The following is a 17,497-nucleotide window of genomic DNA, read 5'->3' as shown; positions in this document are numbered from 1 at the left end:
GCGACACCTAGCGGTATGCGCGTCCTCGTCACCGGCGCTACCGGCTTCGTCGGCAGCCACCTCGTGCCCGAACTGTTAGCCCGGGGCCACGACGTGGTTGCACTCACGCGCGACGCCGGCAGCTACGACGCACCGGCAGGCGTCGACGTCGTCGAGGGGGACGTCCTCGACCCGGATCTGACGCTCCCGCCGGTCGACGCCGCCTACTACCTCGTCCACTCGATGCAGGCCGGCGATGACTTCGAGGAACGGGACCGGCGGGCCGCCCGGAACTTCCGCGACGCCGTCGACGCCGCCGGCATCGAGCGAATCGTCTACCTCGGGGGCCTCGGCAACGAGGACGAGGGTCTCTCGGAGCACCTCCGGTCCCGCCGGGAGGTCGAACGTCTCCTCGGGACCGGTGAGGCAGAACTGACGGCGCTCCGGGCAGCCATCGTCATCGGCGGGGGGTCGGCGAGTTTCCAGATTATCCGCCAGCTAGCGGCCCGCCTGCCAGTGATGGTGACACCGTCGTGGGTCCGCACGGAGTGCCAGCCCATCTACGTCGACGACGTGGTCGCGTACCTCGTCGGCGTACTGGAACATCCGGAGACGGCGGGCCAGACGTACGAAGTCGGCGGCCCCGACGTGCTCACGTATCAAGAGATACTGACGACGACGGCGCGTCTCATGCTGGGTCGCCAGCCGCTTATCGTCCCCGTACCGGTACTCTCACCGGGGTTGTCGGCCCGATGGCTCGGCCTCGTGACCGACGTGCCGGTCAGCGTCGCCGTGCCGCTGGTCGACGGGCTTCGCAACCGCGTCGTCGTCAGCGACGACAGCATCACGTCGGTCGTCGACGTGGAACTGACCCCCTTCGAGGAGAGCGTCCGTCGGGCACTGGGCGAAACGGTGACAGTCGAAGAGCGAGCCGTCGAGGCCTAACCACACAGCAGGCACAGCACGTCGTCGGCCTGTTCGAGCACGTCCGGGTTCGAGGCGTCGCCCTCGATGACCGCGCGGCGTAGGCGTCCGTCAGCGTCCCACGCCGGACCGGGTCGCGTTCGACGATGCTGACGTCGTGGCCTCGGTCGTCGGGAATCGAAGCTGTCTGGAACCCGACGCGTCCGCCGCCGACGGTGTCGAGTGTGCCAGACATCAGTCGTCTCCGCGGGTACTGTAGACTCCTCGACACCGGTGCTCGGTGTCTGTTCTCCACCGGTCGAGTCGGCACAAACAGTTATGGCGGAGTGTCATGTACCGACATACCATGACGACCGCGTTCCTCGCGAGCACGGCGGTCATGGGGCTGTTCGTGGTCGCGGTACTGGGCTGGGTGGCACGGAGTCGCGGTTGGTATCACTACTCGCCGAACGCCGAGCACCTCGCGCTTGCACATACCGGGGACGGAGAGACGCGGCTCGGGACCATGTCCGACGACCCGCGCGTGCTGGCGGTGGCCTTTACACTGCTCGTCGTCGGGTTCGTCGGGGGCGTCACCCTCTTCGTCTCGGGGCCGGTGGAGATGCAGGCCACGGCCGGATTGGCCGTCGCCGCCGCCGGCGGCCTCGTCCTCGTCGGCTATCTCCTGCTCGGCGTCTACCTCTCCGCGACGCGACGGGGGCACCCGCGCTCGCTGGCCGTCGCCGAATCCGCGACGGTGGCCGGCGTCCTCTTTCTGGTCGCCGTGACCGCCCAACTGCTGATGGGATAAGCGCCGGTCGACGGGGCGTCGTCTCTCGGTCCGGCCGAACGTTCAAATACGCGTCCTGTACATGACTCGTCATGTCGCTACTCGCACTGCCCGAGTGGCTCGTCGCCGTTCTGGAGGAGGTGGCACTCGGTGGCGGCGCCCTACTGCTCGTCTGTGGCGGTCTGATGTGTTACGTCGGCTGGGACCAGCGCCAGACGGCGGCGTTGCTCGCCGACGCCGACCACGTCACCCCGGCCGAGGCGGAACCGGATACGCTCGTCCGACTTCGTGGCACGGTGGCGACGACGGCTGACGGGACGTTCGCCTCGCCAATCGCCGACCGGGAGTGCGTGCTGGCCGGCTACGAGATCGACGAGCAGTACGACACGCCGACCGACAGCACGTGGGAGCAGGCCGCGTGGGGCGTCACGAGCGTCCCGTTCGCCATCGAGGCCGACGGCGACCGCCTGCTGGTCGACGTCGAGGACACCGTGGTCGGCAACGGGACTGACGACGTCTTCACGCCGGAGAGCGTGCTGGTGTCCGACGGCGTCTCCCTGCCGGCGGTCCGCTGTCGGTTCGAGCGGTTCGACACGCACGTCGAGACCGACAGCGGGGAGACGCCGCCCCCACGACTCGCGCAGTTTCTCGATTCGACCGACGGCCTCTCGACGGAGCCTCTGGCGTCGACGCCGACCGTCGACGAGAGCAAGCGCCGCTATCGGGAGGGGTGGCTCCGCCCGGGCGACGAGGTGAGCGTCCTCGGGACCGTCTCCCGACGGGCCGACGCTGGCACCGTCACCGGGCACCCGGACGAACTGGTCCTCACGGACGACGAGGAGACGCCGCTCCGCCTGTCGGCCGACCCGCTGGACGGGGGCGACGGGACCGCCGCCCTACTGACCGGCCTCGGTACCGGGGCCGTCGGCCTCGCATCGCTGGCGGCTGTCGTCGTCTGGTGACTTCGGGCGGAAGGCGGGTCGACCGCTCAGACGATGGAGTACGCCGCGGCGGCGGTCAGTGCGAGTGCGGCCACAGTGCCACCCAGCACGAGGTACGTCACCGCCCGCGGCTCCCAGCGCAGGTGCTGGTAGTAGGCGGCGACGCCGACGGCCTTGACGACGGACAGCACCATGATGATGCCGAAGGCCAGCCAGTAGGCGCTGTCGACGATGCCGACGAACTCGACGACGGCCTGTGCGGTCGCGAAGACGAACAACACGACGTATATGACGGTGTATCCTTTCCAGTCCATAGTATCACCTCAGAGGATGTAGAACAGCGGGAACAGGAACAGCCAGACGATGTCCACGAAGTGCCAGTACAACCCGAAGTACTCGATGGCCCTGTCGTCGCCCTGATAGGCCCCGGTCCACGCCCGGTAGGTCATGTACGCACAGATGAGCAGCCCGATAGTGACGTGAGCGCCGTGGAGTCCGGTCGTGAGGTAAAACGTCGACGAGGCGATGTTCGTCGAGAGGTTCCACCCGTTGGGGAACATCTCCGTGCTGATGTGGAACAGGTGGTTCCACTCGATGCCCTTGTTTATCAGGAATCCGACGCCGAGTGCGAACGTCCCCGCGAGCGCCGCCGTCGTCCCCTTCTTGCTCTCGCGCTCGGCGGCGACCATCGCCAGCACGACGAGGAAACTCGACGTGAGCAGGAGGTAGGTGTTGATCAGGCCCGGCATCGTCACGTGTTCGGCCGGGATGAGGTCGTGGTGCCACTCGGACCACCCGTAGGCGACCCGGACGAAGGCGTACGACCCGATGAACGCGCCGAACAGGACGATGTCGCTGGCGAGGAACGTCCACATCCCGAGTTTCATCTTCTCGACGCTGGCGAAGGGCCACCGCTCGGCGATAGGCATCTCCGGCGCGTGGAACGGTTCGCGGGTCATCCCGAACAGCGACCCGACGGTGACGAGACCACCCACCGCCGCCATCGAGACGTAGACGACACTCCCCGTGCGCACGCCCGAGAGACCGAGGAACGCGACGAACCCGCCGAGGCTGACGAGGAACGGCCAGAAACTGGCGTGGCTCGCGTGTTCCTCGCCGGCCGCCTCGTGGGCGGGCGTCGCCGGCGTCGCGGTGGCCGCCGTCGTCACGGAGGCGGTGCCGCCGTCGGCCGCGGTCCCGCCGTCCGCGGCCACGCCGCTCCCGCCGGGCCCGCTGGTCCGCCGGGCGACTTCCTCGTCGTCCATGAACGAGAGCGATCCGTCGGCGTACGTCGGGACGCCGGGGAAGTTCTCCAGCGGCGGCGGCGAGGAGACGGCCCATTCGGCCGTCGTCGCGTAGGCCCACGGGTTGTCGCCGACGTCCTCGCCGCGCCACAGCGAGACGAACAGGTTGTAGAACATGATGAGCATGCTCGCACCGAGGATGAACCCGCCGACGGTGGCCATCGAGTGCCAAATCTGGAGGTCCTGAGAGTACTCGAACACCCGTCGGGGCGTCTCCCACGCGACGAACATCGGGAAGTACAGCAGGTTGAACCCGACGAAGTACGTGGCGAAGTGGATCTTCCCCAGCGTCTCGTCGTACATCTTCCCGGTTATCTTCGGGTACCAGTAGTAGAGGCCGCCGAACAGGGCCGTCGCCCCGGAGACCATCACGTAGTGAAAGTGCGCGACGACCCAGTAGGTCCCGCGGAACTGGTAGTCGAGCACGATAGCGCCGAGGAAGACGCCGGTGATGCCGCCGACGATGAACAGTATCAGGGCACCCAGCGAGAAGAGGAACGGCGTCGTGAACCGGACCCGCCCTTTCGCCATCGTGTAGATGAGCGAGAAGACCATCAGGTCGAACGGCAGGGAGATGCCGATGGTCGTCGCCATGAAGATGGTCTTGATTGGGAGGTTGATACCGGTGAGGAACATGTGGTGCATCCAGACGGCGAAGCTCTGGATGGCGACCAGCACCATCGAGATGATGAACCACTTGCGACCGACCAGCCGTCGCCCGGTGAACGTCTGGAAGCACTCGGCCATCACGCCCAGCGCCGGGAAGAAGACGATGTACACCTCCGGATGGCCGAAGAACCAGAACAGGTGCGCCCACAGCAGCGACGCCCCCGGATTGTCGGCGTCGGTAGCGAGCGTCGACCCGTCGTTGGCGAACTGGAAGTACGTCGTCCCGAGGATGTGGTCCGAGGTCAGTATCATCAGCGCGGCAAGCAGCGCCGCGAACGCGAACAGCATCATCCAGACCGTGAGGTTGATAGACAGCGAGAAGATGGGGATGTCCCGCATCCGGAGGCCCTCGGCGCGCATCCGGTACATCGTCGTCAGGAAGTTCACCGACCCCAGCGTGACGGCGGCGGTGAACATGATGAGTGCCAGCACCACCGACGTCGCACCGAGTCCCTCGCCGGGGATGTACGCCGGCGTGTTCAGCGGCGCGTACATGGTCCACCCGCCCGCGAACGTCGACCCCTGGAAGAAGGAGACGCCCATCAGGACCCCCGAGAAGAGGTAGAGCCAGTACGACAGCGCGTTCAGGCGCGGGAACGCGAGGTCGTCGGCCCCGATCTGCAGGGGGACGACGTAGTTGGCGAAGCCGAAGGCAAAGGGCGAGATGAACCAGAACACCATCAACAGGCCGTGCGTCGAGACGGCCTGATTGTACCCGAGCGACCCCAGTAGGTCCGCGCCGGGCGTGATGAGTTCCAGACGGAAGAGGAGTGCCAGCAAGCCGCCGAAGACGAGGAAGAACAGCGCCGTGATGAGATAGAGGACGCCGATGTCCTTGTGGTTGGTCGTGAGGAACCACCGACTGACCGAGGATTTGGGCGGCAGACCGTGGTCGTGGGCCTCGCTCATGCCGGGGCACCTCCAACGCTGGCGGCAGTCTGGTTCGACGACCCGTTCTGGGTCCCGTTAGTCCCCGCGTACCACGACTGGTACTCGTCCTGTGGCATCACTTCGACGGGGGCGACCATCACGGAGTGACCGCTCCCACAGAGTTCGTAGCATTTGGCCTGATAGGTCCCCGTCTCGCTCGCGGTGAACCACGCGTCGGTGGTCTGTCCCGGGATGGCGTCGGCCTTGACCCGCAACTCGGGGATGCCGAAGTTGTGGAACACGTCCCGAGAGGTCACCTCTAACCTGACCACCCTGTTCCGTGGCACCTTGAGCGTCGATGCCTCGTGGCCGTTGGGGTAGATGAACGCCCACCCGAAGCGGAACCCCTCGACCTGAACGGTGATGTCCTCCTCGCCCGCTATCTGTGGGCCGTCCTCGACGTACGCGAGCGAACTGTACGTCCACGCGATGAGCGAGACGACGATGATGGCGCTGATGCCGAAAGAGTAGAACACCTTCCGACCGCCGGACCCCCCGGTAGGCATCTCGCCCATCGACGGGCGTTCGACCTTGTCGGCGTAGGGGTCTTCGCCCGCCGTCTCGCGATACTTGATGGCGTGATACAGCGTGTACGTCACCACGAGGACGCCGACGGCCGTCCCGAGGACGAGAAACACCTCGAAGATACTGTTGAACACGTCCGCCGGTGCCCTGACGTCGCCGCCGTGGAGTGGGACGCCGATCGCGGAGTGTGGTACCATGTGACCCATCGTTTCCTCATGGTTTTTTGTACCATCTATTAGGCATTGTGGACAGCTGTCTTACATATGCGGTTGCTGACCCGAACGTGTGCGCGAACTTTTTTATTCATTGGTATGGTACAACACCGCATGGTAGATACGTCATCAGGGGTCGAAGACCCGGTGAACGACGAGACAGTCGCGGAGAGCGAGGAGTTCGACAATCTACGCGGCATCCTCGCCGACGGCGTCGTCGGTGCGGCCGGTGGGTTAGTGGGTACGGCGATGATGAGCGTCGTCTTCCTCATCGCACAGTCGCTGGGCGCGTTCAACCTCTCGGATTTCGCCATCCTGACCGAACTCGTGGGGCTGACCGGCTACGTCCCCGAGGTGCTGTTCGGGTACATCATCTTCCTCGGCGGCGGGATGTTCCCGTGGCCGCTGCTGTTCGCCTCGCTGAAAGAGTACCTGCCGGGCAAGTCAGACCCCGTCTCCGGGGCCTTCTTCGGCGCGGCGATGTGGACCGGGTTCGTCCTCGCGTTCTACACCGGCCAGTCGGGCCTGACGCTGGCGCTGTACGCCGTGTTGACGCTAGCGGCCCACGTCGTCTACGGCATCGGTCTGGGCGCCGTCTTCAACTACTTCGCGACGCGACCGGACTCCATCGTCTGAACCGGGCGTCAGGTTCGACACTCAGTACTGGAGCGCGCGACGGTGACCGCCGTCGGGCAGGTAGTGTCGACGTCGTCGACGGCCCCTGAAAAACTCGAAAACGAGGTCTGGACGGGACGAGCGAAGCGCTTCTCGGAACGCACCCGCTGGCGCGGACCACCGCGCGTTCAGGCCTCGGCTTCCTCGGCGTCTGCGTCGGTGTCGGCGTCCGCGTCGGCGTCCGCTCCGTCGTCTTCTTCGCTCTCCTCGAACTCCTCGAGGGTACTGCGAAGTTGTGGAATCGTCGCGGTGAGGTCGCCGACCTGTTCGCGGGCGTCCTCGACGTCGCCGATGAGGTCCTCGACGGTCTCGATGTCCTCGGCGAGGTCCTCGGCGTCCTCGAAGGCGTCGGCGCGTTCGCCCATCGTGTACCACTTCTTCGCATCGCGCAGGTGGTCCTCGGCGTCACCGACGTCGAGTGCGGTCTTCAGGGCGTTGAGCACGCCCAGCGTGTTGTCGGCCTCGACGTCCCACACCGCGTCTGCCTCGGGAAGGGCCGTACGGGCCTCGGCGAGTGAGGCCTCGACGTCGCTTCGCATCTCGTTTGCGGCCTCGCCGAACAGTTCGTCGTCGTCCAGACTGGTCTGACTCATGGTTGCCAGTTGACGTGGTGTGGGGTTAAAAGCCCGCCTGAAAGTGAAAGTGAAACCGACAGACGCGAGCGGACGGGAGAACCGAAAACCGAAAGTCCTCATACTGGTGGCTGTAAGTTCGTACAGATATTCGCCATCCCGGGGTGGCGAAGTACTTCAGTTTGTTACAGCCACCAGTATCACTCAGCCTTCGACGTCGGCGCGGACGTCCGGAATCGGGTCCATGTCGGCGTCGATGTCGCCGAGCACCAACATCGCGTAGTAGCGCAGGAAAGAGACGAGCGGTACCTTGACCAACATGGCAACGACGAAAAGCGTCAGTACGAACAGGACGACGACGATGCCAGCGAGGATACCGGCGGCGAGTCCCTCGCCGAGCGCGAACCACAGGGCGACAGCGACGAGGCCGAACGGTATCGCCAGCAACCCGCCGCCGATGAGGAGAGCGAACCCGGAGACGATATTGACGCCGATGCCGAGGACGACCGAGAAAAAGAGGTAGGCGAGGTACTGCTTCGGTTGCTCGCGGAGCGATGAGAAGAGGCGTTGCCACCCGGTGATGATTCCGTGGTCGCCCTGTAGCATCAACGGGACGACGAACACGGTGGTGAAGCCGTTGATAGTCCCGGTGACGAGGGCGAACCCGAGGAACCCGACGATCAAGAGCGTCGACGACGCCGCTAGCAACTGCGGGCCGAGGTCGGCCATCTCGCCACCAGCAGCGACGAGGAAGAACAGCAGGAACAGACCGACCGAGGCGGCGCCAGCGAGGAGACCGAAGACGAACCGAAACGCGAGCAACTGGACGCCGTTGCCGACGTTGTCGCCGAAGTACCGTCGGACGTGGACCTCCTGTTCGGCGAGCGACTGGACGAAGACGAACTCCATGAAGTTGCTCAGTACGCCGACGACCAGTGCGAAGAGGACGATAGCGACGATAGCGACGATGACGAGTACGCCGAGGCCCGCCAGCGCCTCGGCACCGCCCGACGGGAGGTCCGGTCCGGGCTGAGTGACCTGTGAAACCGTCCCACCGACGAGCGACGGGAAGACGTCGAGCGTGCCCGTGAGTGCGAACTCGCTCCCGGTGCCAGTCGGGCCGGTCGGCGACGCCCCCTGATCGAAGTTGTTGAAACTGTTCATGCTCCGGACCAGATTCAGGGCACCACCGCCACCGGCGACGAAGAAGGCGACGAACGCGAGTTTGAGCCACGTGCGCAGGTCGAACGGGAACAGGAACGCCTGCGTGGCGTCGATAGCGTCGTCGATGTTGTCTATCGCGTGGAGGGACATCACCGGATCTGCACGACCAGCGTGGGTAAAATTTTCGGAGGGAAAGTGTGACGACACCGACCGAACGGCAGCGTCACTCGCTGACCGAATCGACCTGCATCAGCGGGTAGCCGTCCTCCATCGCCATGCTCGTCTCGACGACACAGCCCTCGTAGTCGATGACCATCGAGACGTCGAGGAACCGCCCGGTCAGTTCCGTGTAGTCGGCGCCGGCCGCCGCGATGGCTTCGCGAAGCGGGGCCTCGCGGACCTCGACGGTGACCGACTCGCAGTGTGGTTGGTTCTCGATGGCCTCTTCGATCGCCGCCGCCAGCGAGTCGGCGCTATCGGGGCTCACAGGCGTGCCGGCGAACTGGTGATACAGCGAGCCGAACTTGATGCCGGCCTCGAAACAGGCGACCTGCGGCGTTGTCGGGTCCATACCCATTGGTCGGTCTACCGGCACATAACGGAACCGCAAGCTACCTATTGTGCGCTGTCTATCCCTCGTATACGAATGGACGACCCGGTTCTACTCACAGGCGCGGGCGGCGCGGTCGGGGAGGCCATCCTCGAAGGCATCGGGGACGCCTACGAGTGGAAACTCATGTTCCACAGTCCGCCGGCCGAGGAGCCATCCCACGAGTTCCTCGTCGGCGACGTCGCCGACGACGAGGACGTCGCGGCCGCCGTCGACGGCGTCGGGGCCATCATCCACCTCGCCGGCGACCCCCGCCCCGAAGCCCCGTGGGATTCGGTCTTAGCGAACAACATCGACGGCACCCAGAAGATGTACGAGGCCGCCGTCGACGAGGGCGTCGAGAAGTTCGTCTACGCCTCCTCGAACCACGCCGTCGGCGCGTTCGAGACCGACCGCCGCACCCCCGAGATGTACCGCGAGGAGGCCGACTTCCTGCTCGACGGGACGGAGTTCCCCCGCCCGGGCAACCTCTACGGCGTCTCGAAGGCCACCGGCGAGATACTCGGCCGCTACTACCACGACGAACACGGCATCGACGTGTGTAACATCCGCATCGGCAACCTGACCCGAGGCCACCCGCCCATCGACTACGAGCGCGGACAGGCGATGTGGCTCTCCTACCCCGACTGCGCCCACATCCACGAGTGCGCGCTCGAAGCCGACTACGAGTTCGAAATCGTCTACGGCATCTCCGACAACGACCGGAAGTACTACTCCCTCGAACGCGCCAAAGAGGCGCTGGGCTACACCCCGCGGGACAACTCCGCCCACTTCGAAGGGGACGAGCGGGTCGTCGAACCGGACGTCTGAGCGGCGTTATTGCTGGTTCTGTGATCGACCGGGTCCAGCCGTGTGGCGACGGCAATCGACCTGCTCACCCCGATCGCTCGTCGAACAGTCCCCGCACGTCGTCGTCTTTCTGCCGTTCGCGTTCGACGTGGTCGCGCAGGCGGTGGTACACCACCGGCCGATGCTCGCCCTCTCTGACGAACGAGAACAGGAGGCCGACGAACCGCCCTTCTCCTCTGTCGTCCAGTTCGTCCCGGGCGTAGTCGACGGCGTCGGCGACGACGCCGTCGTCGTACCCCTCGGCCTCGGCCAGCACACCGGCGGCGACGGCCGTCGCCTCGAAGTCCAGCGCCTCGTAGTCCAGCGTCTCGCCGTGGTGGCGAAGCGCGGGCGGGTGGTCCCAGTCGACTGCCTCGATGTCCTCGGCCGCACGCGCGAGGAACGGCCGCACGTCGTCGAGGTTCACGCCGCGGTAGTCCGCGGGCAGGCCTGCGAGGTACTCGCCGGCGCTCTCCGCGAGGCCCTGTGCGCCCGACCAGTTCTCGGTCCGGCCGTGGTGGACGACGGCGGTGAACTGAATGAGGCCGTGGAGGAACCGCTCGTCGCGCCCCGCGTCCAGTTCGAGCCAGTAGTCCTCCCACGCGTCGTGGGCGGCGTGGAACCGACCGGCGTCGTAGACGGCGATGCCGGCCCGGAGATGAGCGTCCATGCGCGGTGATATGCGACGGGTCGGGAAAAACGGCGTGACGACACTGTCGCTCGCCGGTCGTGAACGAAGTGAACGTCCGGACGGAGATTTGAACAGGTGACAGACGGTCGCTCGCTCCACTCGCGCTGCGACTGTCGTGTTCAAATCTCCGCAGTCCGCATAACCGCTCACGGGTGCGAGCGACAGGGCCGTCGCTCGCAGAGTTGGTTCGCGGAAAGGTAACGTCCGGACGGAGATTTGAACTCCGGTCCCTGGCTCCGCAAGCCAAGAGGATAGTCCACTACCCTATCCGGACTCATCTTGACGGAGGGTGGTCGGTATGAAAAGGGTGACGGTTCGACGGCCCCGCGCGACGGGAGAGCACACCACGGTCAAAGCCGGGTTTGAACCACCACAAGGACCTTCCTGTTACCGGGTAGTTGTCCGGGTATGCACCGCAGAGCCCTCCTTCGGCGACTCGGCGCGGCCGGTGCGGTTGCGCTGGCCGGCTGTGCGTCCAGTGGCGACCCCGGAACCGGCGACGGCGGCGGAACAGACAACGGGACCGGAGACGAAGACCCGCGCGTGACCGGGACCGAGTTCACCGTCACCCGACGCGAGTCTGGCACGCAGGTGAGCGAGGCCAGCGTCACCTTCGGGACGGACGCGGTGACCGTCGACGGGACCATCTGGGGCGCCAACGGCTGTAAGACCGCCGCGCTGGCGGGGGCAGACTACGACGCCGCGGCCGACGAACTGACCGTCGCCGTCGAGACGGGTGCCCGCGACGACGCCGGCGACGCGTGTACGCAGGCCATCGTCGAAATCGACTACGAGGCGATGGTGCAGTTCGAGGGCGGCCTGCCCGGTCGCGTCGTCGTCACCCACGACCACGGCGACGGCCCGACCGAGGTGACGACGGCCGAGCGATGAGAGAGCCCGTGTCGGGCGGAGGTTTATATCGGGTGCCGAAGCCACTCCGGAATATGCCAGCCACGACGACGGAATCGACGGACGCAACCGACGCAGTCGCGTAATCGACCCTCCTATTCAGTGTCGGCCAATTGCTCAAGTACTTCAGCGGCAAGGTCGGGGTTGTCGTCCAACGCTTGTTTCAGGGCGTCAACTGCTTCACTTTCTTCCTCGTCGTCTGCTTCTCGTTGACCCTCATAGAACATGTCTTCCATATTGTCGCTCACCTCTCTTGCATCAGGAGTGAACATAATCCCACATCGGGGACAAGCCTTCGCGGCGTCGGGGAGTGGTTCATCACACGTAGGGCAAAAGTCGGGGGACAACGGACTCTCGTTATCTGGTTCACGGATTCCCGTCGCTTCTTGTGCGGCACGAACGTGGTCGTCGTCTTTGAGATGTGAGTAGACTTCTTCCATAACTCGGGACTCAAGCCGATGACCGATGAGTCCTTTAATCGTTGAGTCGTCCATTCCATACTGTCGCTTAGCAATTGTGACGAAGGAGTGGCGGAAGTTATGGGGATTAGACGGCTTGTCGACACCCGCGTCGTCTGCTATTCTGTCGAGAATCCGACGTATGGATTTCTGTGTCAACGGTTCACTTCCATCCGCATCTGCTCGATAGTCAGGACGCTGTGTGATGAGATAGGCGTCTGATTCGGGGTTTGGATGATAATCAAGCCATTCACGGACTCCCGCTTCTGCACCGAGCAATGGTCTTTTTCCATCTGCACCTTTCAGTCCACCAGCGTCTTTGTTGAGATAGAAAGTGCCGTCGTCCAAATCGACATCCTTGATGCGGAGTGTTTGGACAGCACGTAACCGCTGTCCCGTGTAGACGAGTAGATCGAACAAACAGCGGTCCCGTGGGTGGTCGATACTGTCCCGCATTGCGTCTATCTCGTCACCTGTGTAGACATCCCGTTCATCCACGTTGTTCTTTTCAGGAGCAATGACAGACAGCTCATCGGGTTCTACGGCAAGTTGGTCGTGATACTCGAAGAACACCCTAACTGTCGACTGCTGTCCCGTGACAGTATTAGGAGACAGTCCATCGTCTTTCACATCAGGGTGTTCGCCACTCAGTATGTCGTCCCAAAATTGATCGACGTCGTCTGCAGTCGCGTCGGTGAGGTCGACCTCCATCCGTTCCGCAACTAACCGTAATCGGTTGCACCACGCTTTCAACGTCGTCCCACTCCGATGTGATTCTCCATCGGGAAGTGGTGTAGATGGTCGGTCCTCGTCATATGCGTTGACTATTTGGGCTATGACGCCAAACTCATTTTCAGAAATGCGTCCTTCATCACGAGCAGTCTCAAGACTCGCCCGAGCCTGTCGTAACAGGTTTTGGGGCGAGTCGCGGTCGGGTAGGTCAGTCATGGGTTCGTGTATCGGCCAATCGTATTTAGAATTGACCGACATGGAGTTGTAGCAATGGGTGCGATAGAGGACATTTACGCGGACTTAGAGACGGACGTCTCCGAGGAGGAGTTCCGCGAGGCCGTCGAGGAGAAGGTCGAACAGATGGGCGGCCTCGCGGACGAGGAGACGGCCGCGATGTTGCTGGCCCACGAACTCAACGAAGGCGAAGTCGAGACCATCGCGGACGTCGAACCGGGGATGGACGAGGTGAAGTTCCTCGCGAAGGTGATGGCAGTCGGCGACCTGAAGACGTTCGAACGCGACGGCGAGGACGAGGACGGCCGAGTCATCAACGTCGAAGCCGCAGACGAGACGGCCAGTATCCGCCTCGCCTTCTGGGACGGACAGGCCGTCGACATCGACGAGGGCGCACTCGACGTGGGCGACGTTCTCCGGGTCAAAGGTCGCCCCAAAGAGGGGTACAACGGCCTCGAAGTCTCCGTCGACAAGGCCGAACCCGACGAGGACGCCACCATCGACGTCGAACCCGGCGACGGATCCAGCGTCGAGTCGCTGACGATGGGTCAGTCCGACGTGAGCCTGCGTGGCCTCGTGCTGGACACCGACAGCATCCGCACGTTCGACCGCGACGACGGCAGCGAAGGACGCGTCTCGAACCTCACGCTGGGCGACGAGACCGGCCGCGTCCGCGTGACGATGTGGGACGACCGGGCCGACCGCGCCGAGGAACTGGCCCCCGGCACTGCCGTCGAAGTCGTCGACGGCTACGTCCGTGAACGTGACGGGGCGCTCGAACTGCACGTCGGCGACGAGGGCGCCATCGACGAGATAGACGAGGCGGTCGACTTCGAACCCGACGCCGACCCCATCGAGCGCGTCGAAATCGGCGACACCGTCGACATCGCCGGCGTCGTCCGCTCGACGGACCCGGTCCGCACGTTCGACCGCGACGACGGCAGCGAGGGACAGGTCCGGAACGTCCGGGTTCAAGACGCCACCGGCGACATCCGGGTGGCCCTGTGGGGCGATAAGGCCGACAAGGACATCGCGCCGGGCGACGAGATACTGGTCGCCGACGTAGAGATCCAGGACGGCTGGCAGGACGACAAGGAAGCCTCCGCCAACTGGGCCTCGACGGTCGTGGTCTTAGACGACGGGACGAACGTCGGGAGCGCACCCGCCCAGTCCGGGGACGACGAACACGCCGGCCTCGCTTCGTTCGCCGGCGACGGCGACAGCGGGGGCGCGTCGAGTGGGGCCGGCAGCAGTGCCAGCGGTACCGATGACAGCGGGGGGGTACAGGCCGCCGAACAGGTCGAGTTCACCGGCACCGTCGTCCAGACCGGCGACCCGGTCGTCTTAGACGACGGCGAGGAGACGATGAGCGTCGAGACGAACGAACGCGTCCAACTGGGACAGGAGATCACGGTACGCGGTGTCATGGACGACGGTCGTCTCGACGCCGACGACGTGTTCTGAGCGGGGGAGCGCCGCTACGGAAACTCTTAAGGCCGCAACACTCTCGCTTGTGGGTATGAGCGTCGAGCTACCGTTCGCGCCGGTGGACGCCGTCATCCGGCGGAACGCGGACGGGTTGCGGGTCAGTGCCGACGCGGCAGAGGAACTGGCTCGTCGGATTCAGAAACGAGGAGCGTCGCTTGCGGTCGCCGCCGCAGAGGAGGCGACTGCTGACGGCCGGAAGACGCTGATGCCCGCTGACTTCGGGGTGAACCACGTTCCGGACAAGGACAGTCTGGAACTCCCGGTTGCCCCGGTCGACCGCATCGCGCGCCTCGACATCGCCGACGACTACCGCGTCGCGATGGACGCACGCGTCGCCCTCGCGAACATCCTCGAAGCGTTCGCCGACGACGTGGCCGCCGCCGCGGCGACGCTGGCCCGTCACGCAGACCGCCGTACAGTCAAGGCGGCAGACATCGAGACCTACTTCGAACTCGGCCAGTACTACTGAATGAACTTCGGCTACCGCGAGGTCTGTCTAGACCACGACACCGGCCCGCGCCATCCCGAGAGTCCCGACCGACTCCGGGCGGTCAGACGCGCACTCAAGGAACGCCACGGCGTCGAGTACGTCGCCGCCGGCGACGTCGACCTGGAGTTGGTCCACGGCGTCCACGACCCCGACTACATAGCGGAGTTCCGCGAGTTCTGCGACGACGGCGGGGGGAACTGGGACGCCGACACCGTCGCCGTCGAGGCGACGTGGGACGCCGCGGTAGCCTCCGCGGGACTCGCGGTCTGGGCCGCCGAGACGGCGATGGACGGCGTCTCGGCCCGCGACACCCCCTTCGCGCTCGGCCGGCCGCCGGGCCACCACGCCGTCTACGACGACGCGATGGGCTTTTGTTTCATCAACAACGCCGCCGTCGCCGCACAGGCCGCCCTCGAACGCGACGCCGACCGCGTCGCCATCTTCGATTGGGACGTCCACCACGGCAACGGCACGCAGGACATCTTCTACGACCGTGGCGACGTGTTCTATGCCTCCATTCACGAGGACGGCCTCTACCCCGGGACCGGGGCCATCGACGAGACCGGTGAGGACGACGGTGCCGATACCAATCTCAACGTCAAGTACCAGCCCGGCGCGGACACCGCCGACTACCTCGCGGCCATCGACGAGGCCATCGCGCCGGCCATCGCCGACTACGACCCGGACCTGCTCGTCGTCTCCGCCGGCTTCGACGCCCACGAGCACGACCCCATCTCACGGATGCGCGTGACGACGGAGGGGTACGGCGCTATGACACAGCGGATGCGAACGCTCGCCGAGGACTGTAACGCCGGCCTGAGCTTCGTCCTCGAAGGCGGCTACGGCCTCGATACGCTCTCCGACTCGGTGACGACTGTCCACGAGGTGTTCGACGGCTACCGGCCGATGGAACCCGACGACGACGTGAGCGAGGACGCCCGCGACGTCCTCGACGAGGTCGCCGCTCAGGGCTTCGGGTCGAAGTAGTCGGCCAGTTCCACGCCGAAAGCGTCGGCTAGTTCGGTAATCTCCTCGCCGACCAGCACGTCGTAGCCCGCGTCGAGCGCCGACTCGACGTGCGGCCCGAGTCGCACGTCCAACAGCGCGTCGCTGTGGAGGAATTCCGCCGCCGTCGTCACCGCCCGCGGTCGCTCTACCACGTAGCGCTCGCCGTCGACGAATGGGCCGGCCACCTCGGGGTCGTCTTCGTACGCCTCGTAGAACCCCGTCGCGTGCTCGCGGACGTGGACCGGCGGCCCGTCGTGGCGCTCGATAGCCGGGCGTTCGGCGACGGCGAGTTCCGCCAGCAGGACGGCGTCACCGGTCGCGTCCGACGGCATGTCCGCGCTTGCCCTGGCGTCCACACCGTCCGTGGCGAAGGCCGCCGAGCGAAGCACGTCGAACCCCCGCCGGTCGAGTTCGTCCGTGAGGCCGCCGAGTGACTTCCGTAGCTGTGGCCAGAGTTGGTCCTCGACCACGTCGGGCGCGTCGAACCGAAGCGCCACCGGCGTCGTCCCGCGGCGTTCGATGGCTACAGCCACCGCGCCGGCGTCGTACGGGTCGGGCTCGCTGGCCTCGAACAGGCCGATTCGGGGGTTCGCGAGGAGGTCCCGCGCGTAGTGCTGGAACCGCGCCACGTTCGTCGCCGAACAGACCGCGGCGACGTTGCGCTCGGGGTCCGTCGGGTCGACGACGACGAGCGGGTCGTCGAACGAGACGGTGCCGTGGTCCTCCGGATCGAACGTGACCGGCGGGTGCCAGTCCGCGGCCGCCTCGACGAACTCGCGGAAGCCGCCGTACTCCAGCACCAGCAGTTCGGTCAGATAGCCCGAGAATCCACGGGTACGGAGGTCGCTCCCGTAGACGCCGATTCCCTTCAGGAACTGCTTGGTGATCCGTACGTCCCCGGCGAGGGCGTCGTCCAGTCGCGAGTCGAGGTACCGGGTGTGAAACGGCGTCCGATCGACCGCGGACTGGATGGCCGTGGCGTCCTCGACGGCGTAACACGGGACGAGGTCGACGTCGTAGCCGTCACACTCGCCGACGACGTAGGGGTGTTCGGCGTACTCCTCCCGGCCCTCGGGGAGGACGGCGTGGCCCACTTCCAGTCCGTACTCCTCCAGCGTCTCCCGTGGCAGGTCCGGCGGGAACGCGACGAACACGTCGACGTCGCGGTCCCCGGCGGTCCACGTCCCTCTGGCCGTCGATCCGACCTGTATCACCTCGGCCGAGACGGGGAGGTCGGCGATAGCGTCTCTCGCCCGCTCCATCACCGTCTCGGCGGCCTGCTGTAACCGCTCGCGCTCCTCGGCGTCGGGCGAGACCCGCTCGTGGACCCGCTCGACGACGGCGTCGAACTCGTCGCTCATGCCCACCGGTACTCACAGAGTGCG

Annotated in this window: 18 protein-coding genes and 1 tRNA gene; 9 read left to right on the top strand and 10 right to left on the bottom strand. The window is 65.5% G+C overall.

Translation table 11 applies throughout. The annotated features are described in order from the left end of the window. Nucleotides 1-15: 15 nt before the first annotated feature. The 3 genes from NDI85_RS16555 (at nt 16) to NDI85_RS16545 (ending at nt 2,634) form a co-directional block, all read left to right on the top strand. Nucleotides 16-924 (top strand): NAD(P)H-binding protein, encoded by a 909-nt coding sequence (locus NDI85_RS16555; protein ID WP_188999481.1) that lies wholly within the window; start codon nt 16-18, stop codon nt 922-924. A gap of 325 nt (nt 925-1,249) precedes the next feature. Beyond that, nucleotides 1,250-1,693 carry a hypothetical protein gene (locus NDI85_RS16550; protein WP_229783156.1) on the top strand — a complete coding sequence of 148 codons (444 nt, stop codon included), beginning with the start codon at nt 1,250-1,252 and terminating at the stop codon, nt 1,691-1,693. A gap of 71 nt (nt 1,694-1,764) precedes the next feature. Then, nucleotides 1,765-2,634: a hypothetical protein gene (locus tag NDI85_RS16545; RefSeq protein WP_310916389.1), complete on the top strand. Its 870-nt coding sequence runs from the start codon at nt 1,765-1,767 to the stop codon at nt 2,632-2,634. 26 nt (nt 2,635-2,660) lie between these two features. Here the strand turns inward: NDI85_RS16545 and NDI85_RS16540 are convergent, their stop codons facing one another. From NDI85_RS16540 to coxB, 3 genes are read right to left on the bottom strand one after another with little or no spacing between them, the layout of a single operon-like run. Next, nucleotides 2,661-2,927, bottom strand: coding sequence for a cytochrome C oxidase subunit IV family protein (locus NDI85_RS16540; protein ID WP_166968061.1), 267 nt, complete (start codon nt 2,925-2,927; stop codon nt 2,661-2,663). A 9-nt stretch (nt 2,928-2,936) separates the two neighbouring features. Then, the gene (locus NDI85_RS16535; RefSeq protein ID WP_310916388.1) at nt 2,937-5,495 is read right to left on the bottom strand and encodes a cbb3-type cytochrome c oxidase subunit I; all 2,559 of its coding nucleotides are present in this window, start codon (nt 5,493-5,495) and stop codon (nt 2,937-2,939) included. Beyond that, complete coding sequence (gene coxB / locus NDI85_RS16530) at nt 5,492-6,238, bottom strand: cytochrome c oxidase subunit II (protein ID WP_310916387.1); 747 nt, start codon at nt 6,236-6,238, stop codon at nt 5,492-5,494. The genes NDI85_RS16535 and coxB overlap by 4 nt, the downstream gene beginning before the upstream one ends. Before the next feature lie 129 nt (nt 6,239-6,367). On the opposite strand from coxB, the gene NDI85_RS16525 reads away from it, so the two are divergent. Next, entirely contained in the window at nt 6,368-6,889 is a 522-nt protein-coding gene (locus tag NDI85_RS16525) for a DUF6789 family protein (protein WP_188999494.1), read from the top strand. A gap of 167 nt (nt 6,890-7,056) precedes the next feature. On the opposite strand, the gene NDI85_RS16520 is transcribed toward NDI85_RS16525, so the two are convergent. From NDI85_RS16520 to NDI85_RS16510, 3 genes are all read right to left on the bottom strand, one after another. Continuing rightward, nucleotides 7,057-7,521, bottom strand: coding sequence for a DUF5790 family protein (locus NDI85_RS16520; protein WP_310916386.1), 465 nt, complete (start codon nt 7,519-7,521; stop codon nt 7,057-7,059). 183 nt (nt 7,522-7,704) lie between these two features. Continuing rightward, nucleotides 7,705-8,814 (bottom strand): hypothetical protein, encoded by a 1,110-nt coding sequence (locus NDI85_RS16515; RefSeq protein WP_310916385.1) that lies wholly within the window; start codon nt 8,812-8,814, stop codon nt 7,705-7,707. A 73-nt stretch (nt 8,815-8,887) separates the two neighbouring features. Further along, a complete protein-coding gene (locus NDI85_RS16510; RefSeq protein WP_188999503.1) occupies nt 8,888-9,235 on the bottom strand; it encodes a dihydroneopterin aldolase family protein in 348 nt (115 codons plus the stop codon). Nucleotides 9,236-9,310: 75 nt separating this feature from the next. Between NDI85_RS16510 and azf the strand changes: the two genes are divergently transcribed. Further along, entirely contained in the window at nt 9,311-10,084 is a 774-nt protein-coding gene (gene azf / locus NDI85_RS16505) for an NAD-dependent glucose-6-phosphate dehydrogenase Azf (RefSeq protein WP_310916384.1), read from the top strand. Nucleotides 10,085-10,148: 64 nt separating this feature from the next. Here the strand turns inward: azf and NDI85_RS16500 are convergent, their stop codons facing one another. Both NDI85_RS16500 and NDI85_RS16495 read right to left on the bottom strand, forming a co-directional pair. Next, nucleotides 10,149-10,772 (bottom strand): DUF309 domain-containing protein, encoded by a 624-nt coding sequence (locus tag NDI85_RS16500; protein WP_188999509.1) that lies wholly within the window; start codon nt 10,770-10,772, stop codon nt 10,149-10,151. Nucleotides 10,773-10,994: 222 nt separating this feature from the next. Further along, a tRNA-Arg gene (locus NDI85_RS16495) sits at nt 10,995-11,067 on the bottom strand. A 134-nt stretch (nt 11,068-11,201) separates the two neighbouring features. On the opposite strand from NDI85_RS16495, the gene NDI85_RS16490 reads away from it, so the two are divergent. After that, on the top strand, nt 11,202-11,684 hold the full coding sequence (locus NDI85_RS16490) for a hypothetical protein (protein WP_188999512.1): 483 nt from the start codon (nt 11,202-11,204) through the stop codon (nt 11,682-11,684). A gap of 113 nt (nt 11,685-11,797) precedes the next feature. Here the strand turns inward: NDI85_RS16490 and NDI85_RS16485 are convergent, their stop codons facing one another. Continuing rightward, nucleotides 11,798-12,871, bottom strand: coding sequence for a site-specific integrase (locus NDI85_RS16485; protein ID WP_310916383.1), 1,074 nt, complete (start codon nt 12,869-12,871; stop codon nt 11,798-11,800). A 291-nt stretch (nt 12,872-13,162) separates the two neighbouring features. Here NDI85_RS16485 and NDI85_RS16480 point away from each other — a divergent pair, with 291 nt between their 5' ends. The 3 genes from NDI85_RS16480 to NDI85_RS16470 are packed head-to-tail and all read left to right on the top strand — an operon-like array spanning nt 13,163 to nt 16,091. Beyond that, complete coding sequence (locus NDI85_RS16480; RefSeq protein ID WP_310916382.1) at nt 13,163-14,590, top strand: single-stranded DNA binding protein; 1,428 nt, start codon at nt 13,163-13,165, stop codon at nt 14,588-14,590. A gap of 55 nt (nt 14,591-14,645) precedes the next feature. Continuing rightward, nucleotides 14,646-15,083, top strand: coding sequence for a histone family protein (locus tag NDI85_RS16475; RefSeq protein ID WP_166968042.1), 438 nt, complete (start codon nt 14,646-14,648; stop codon nt 15,081-15,083). Further along, nucleotides 15,084-16,091, top strand: a complete 1,008-nt coding sequence (locus NDI85_RS16470) for a histone deacetylase (RefSeq protein ID WP_220639410.1) — start codon at nt 15,084-15,086, stop codon at nt 16,089-16,091. It abuts the gene before it with no gap. Here NDI85_RS16470 and cca read toward each other — a convergent pair. After that, nucleotides 16,070-17,473 (bottom strand): CCA tRNA nucleotidyltransferase, encoded by a 1,404-nt coding sequence (gene cca, locus NDI85_RS16465; RefSeq protein ID WP_310916381.1) that lies wholly within the window; start codon nt 17,471-17,473, stop codon nt 16,070-16,072. The genes NDI85_RS16470 and cca overlap by 22 nt on opposite strands. Nucleotides 17,474-17,497: the final 24 nt, after the last annotated feature.

It is taken from the genome of Haloarcula sp. S1AR25-4 (assembly GCF_031624555.1).
In the GTDB taxonomy this organism is placed as follows: domain Archaea; phylum Halobacteriota; class Halobacteria; order Halobacteriales; family Haloarculaceae; genus Haloarcula; species Haloarcula pellucida.
Note: the sequence above shows the minus strand (reverse complement) of the source record. Positions and strands in the feature narration are given on the sequence as shown.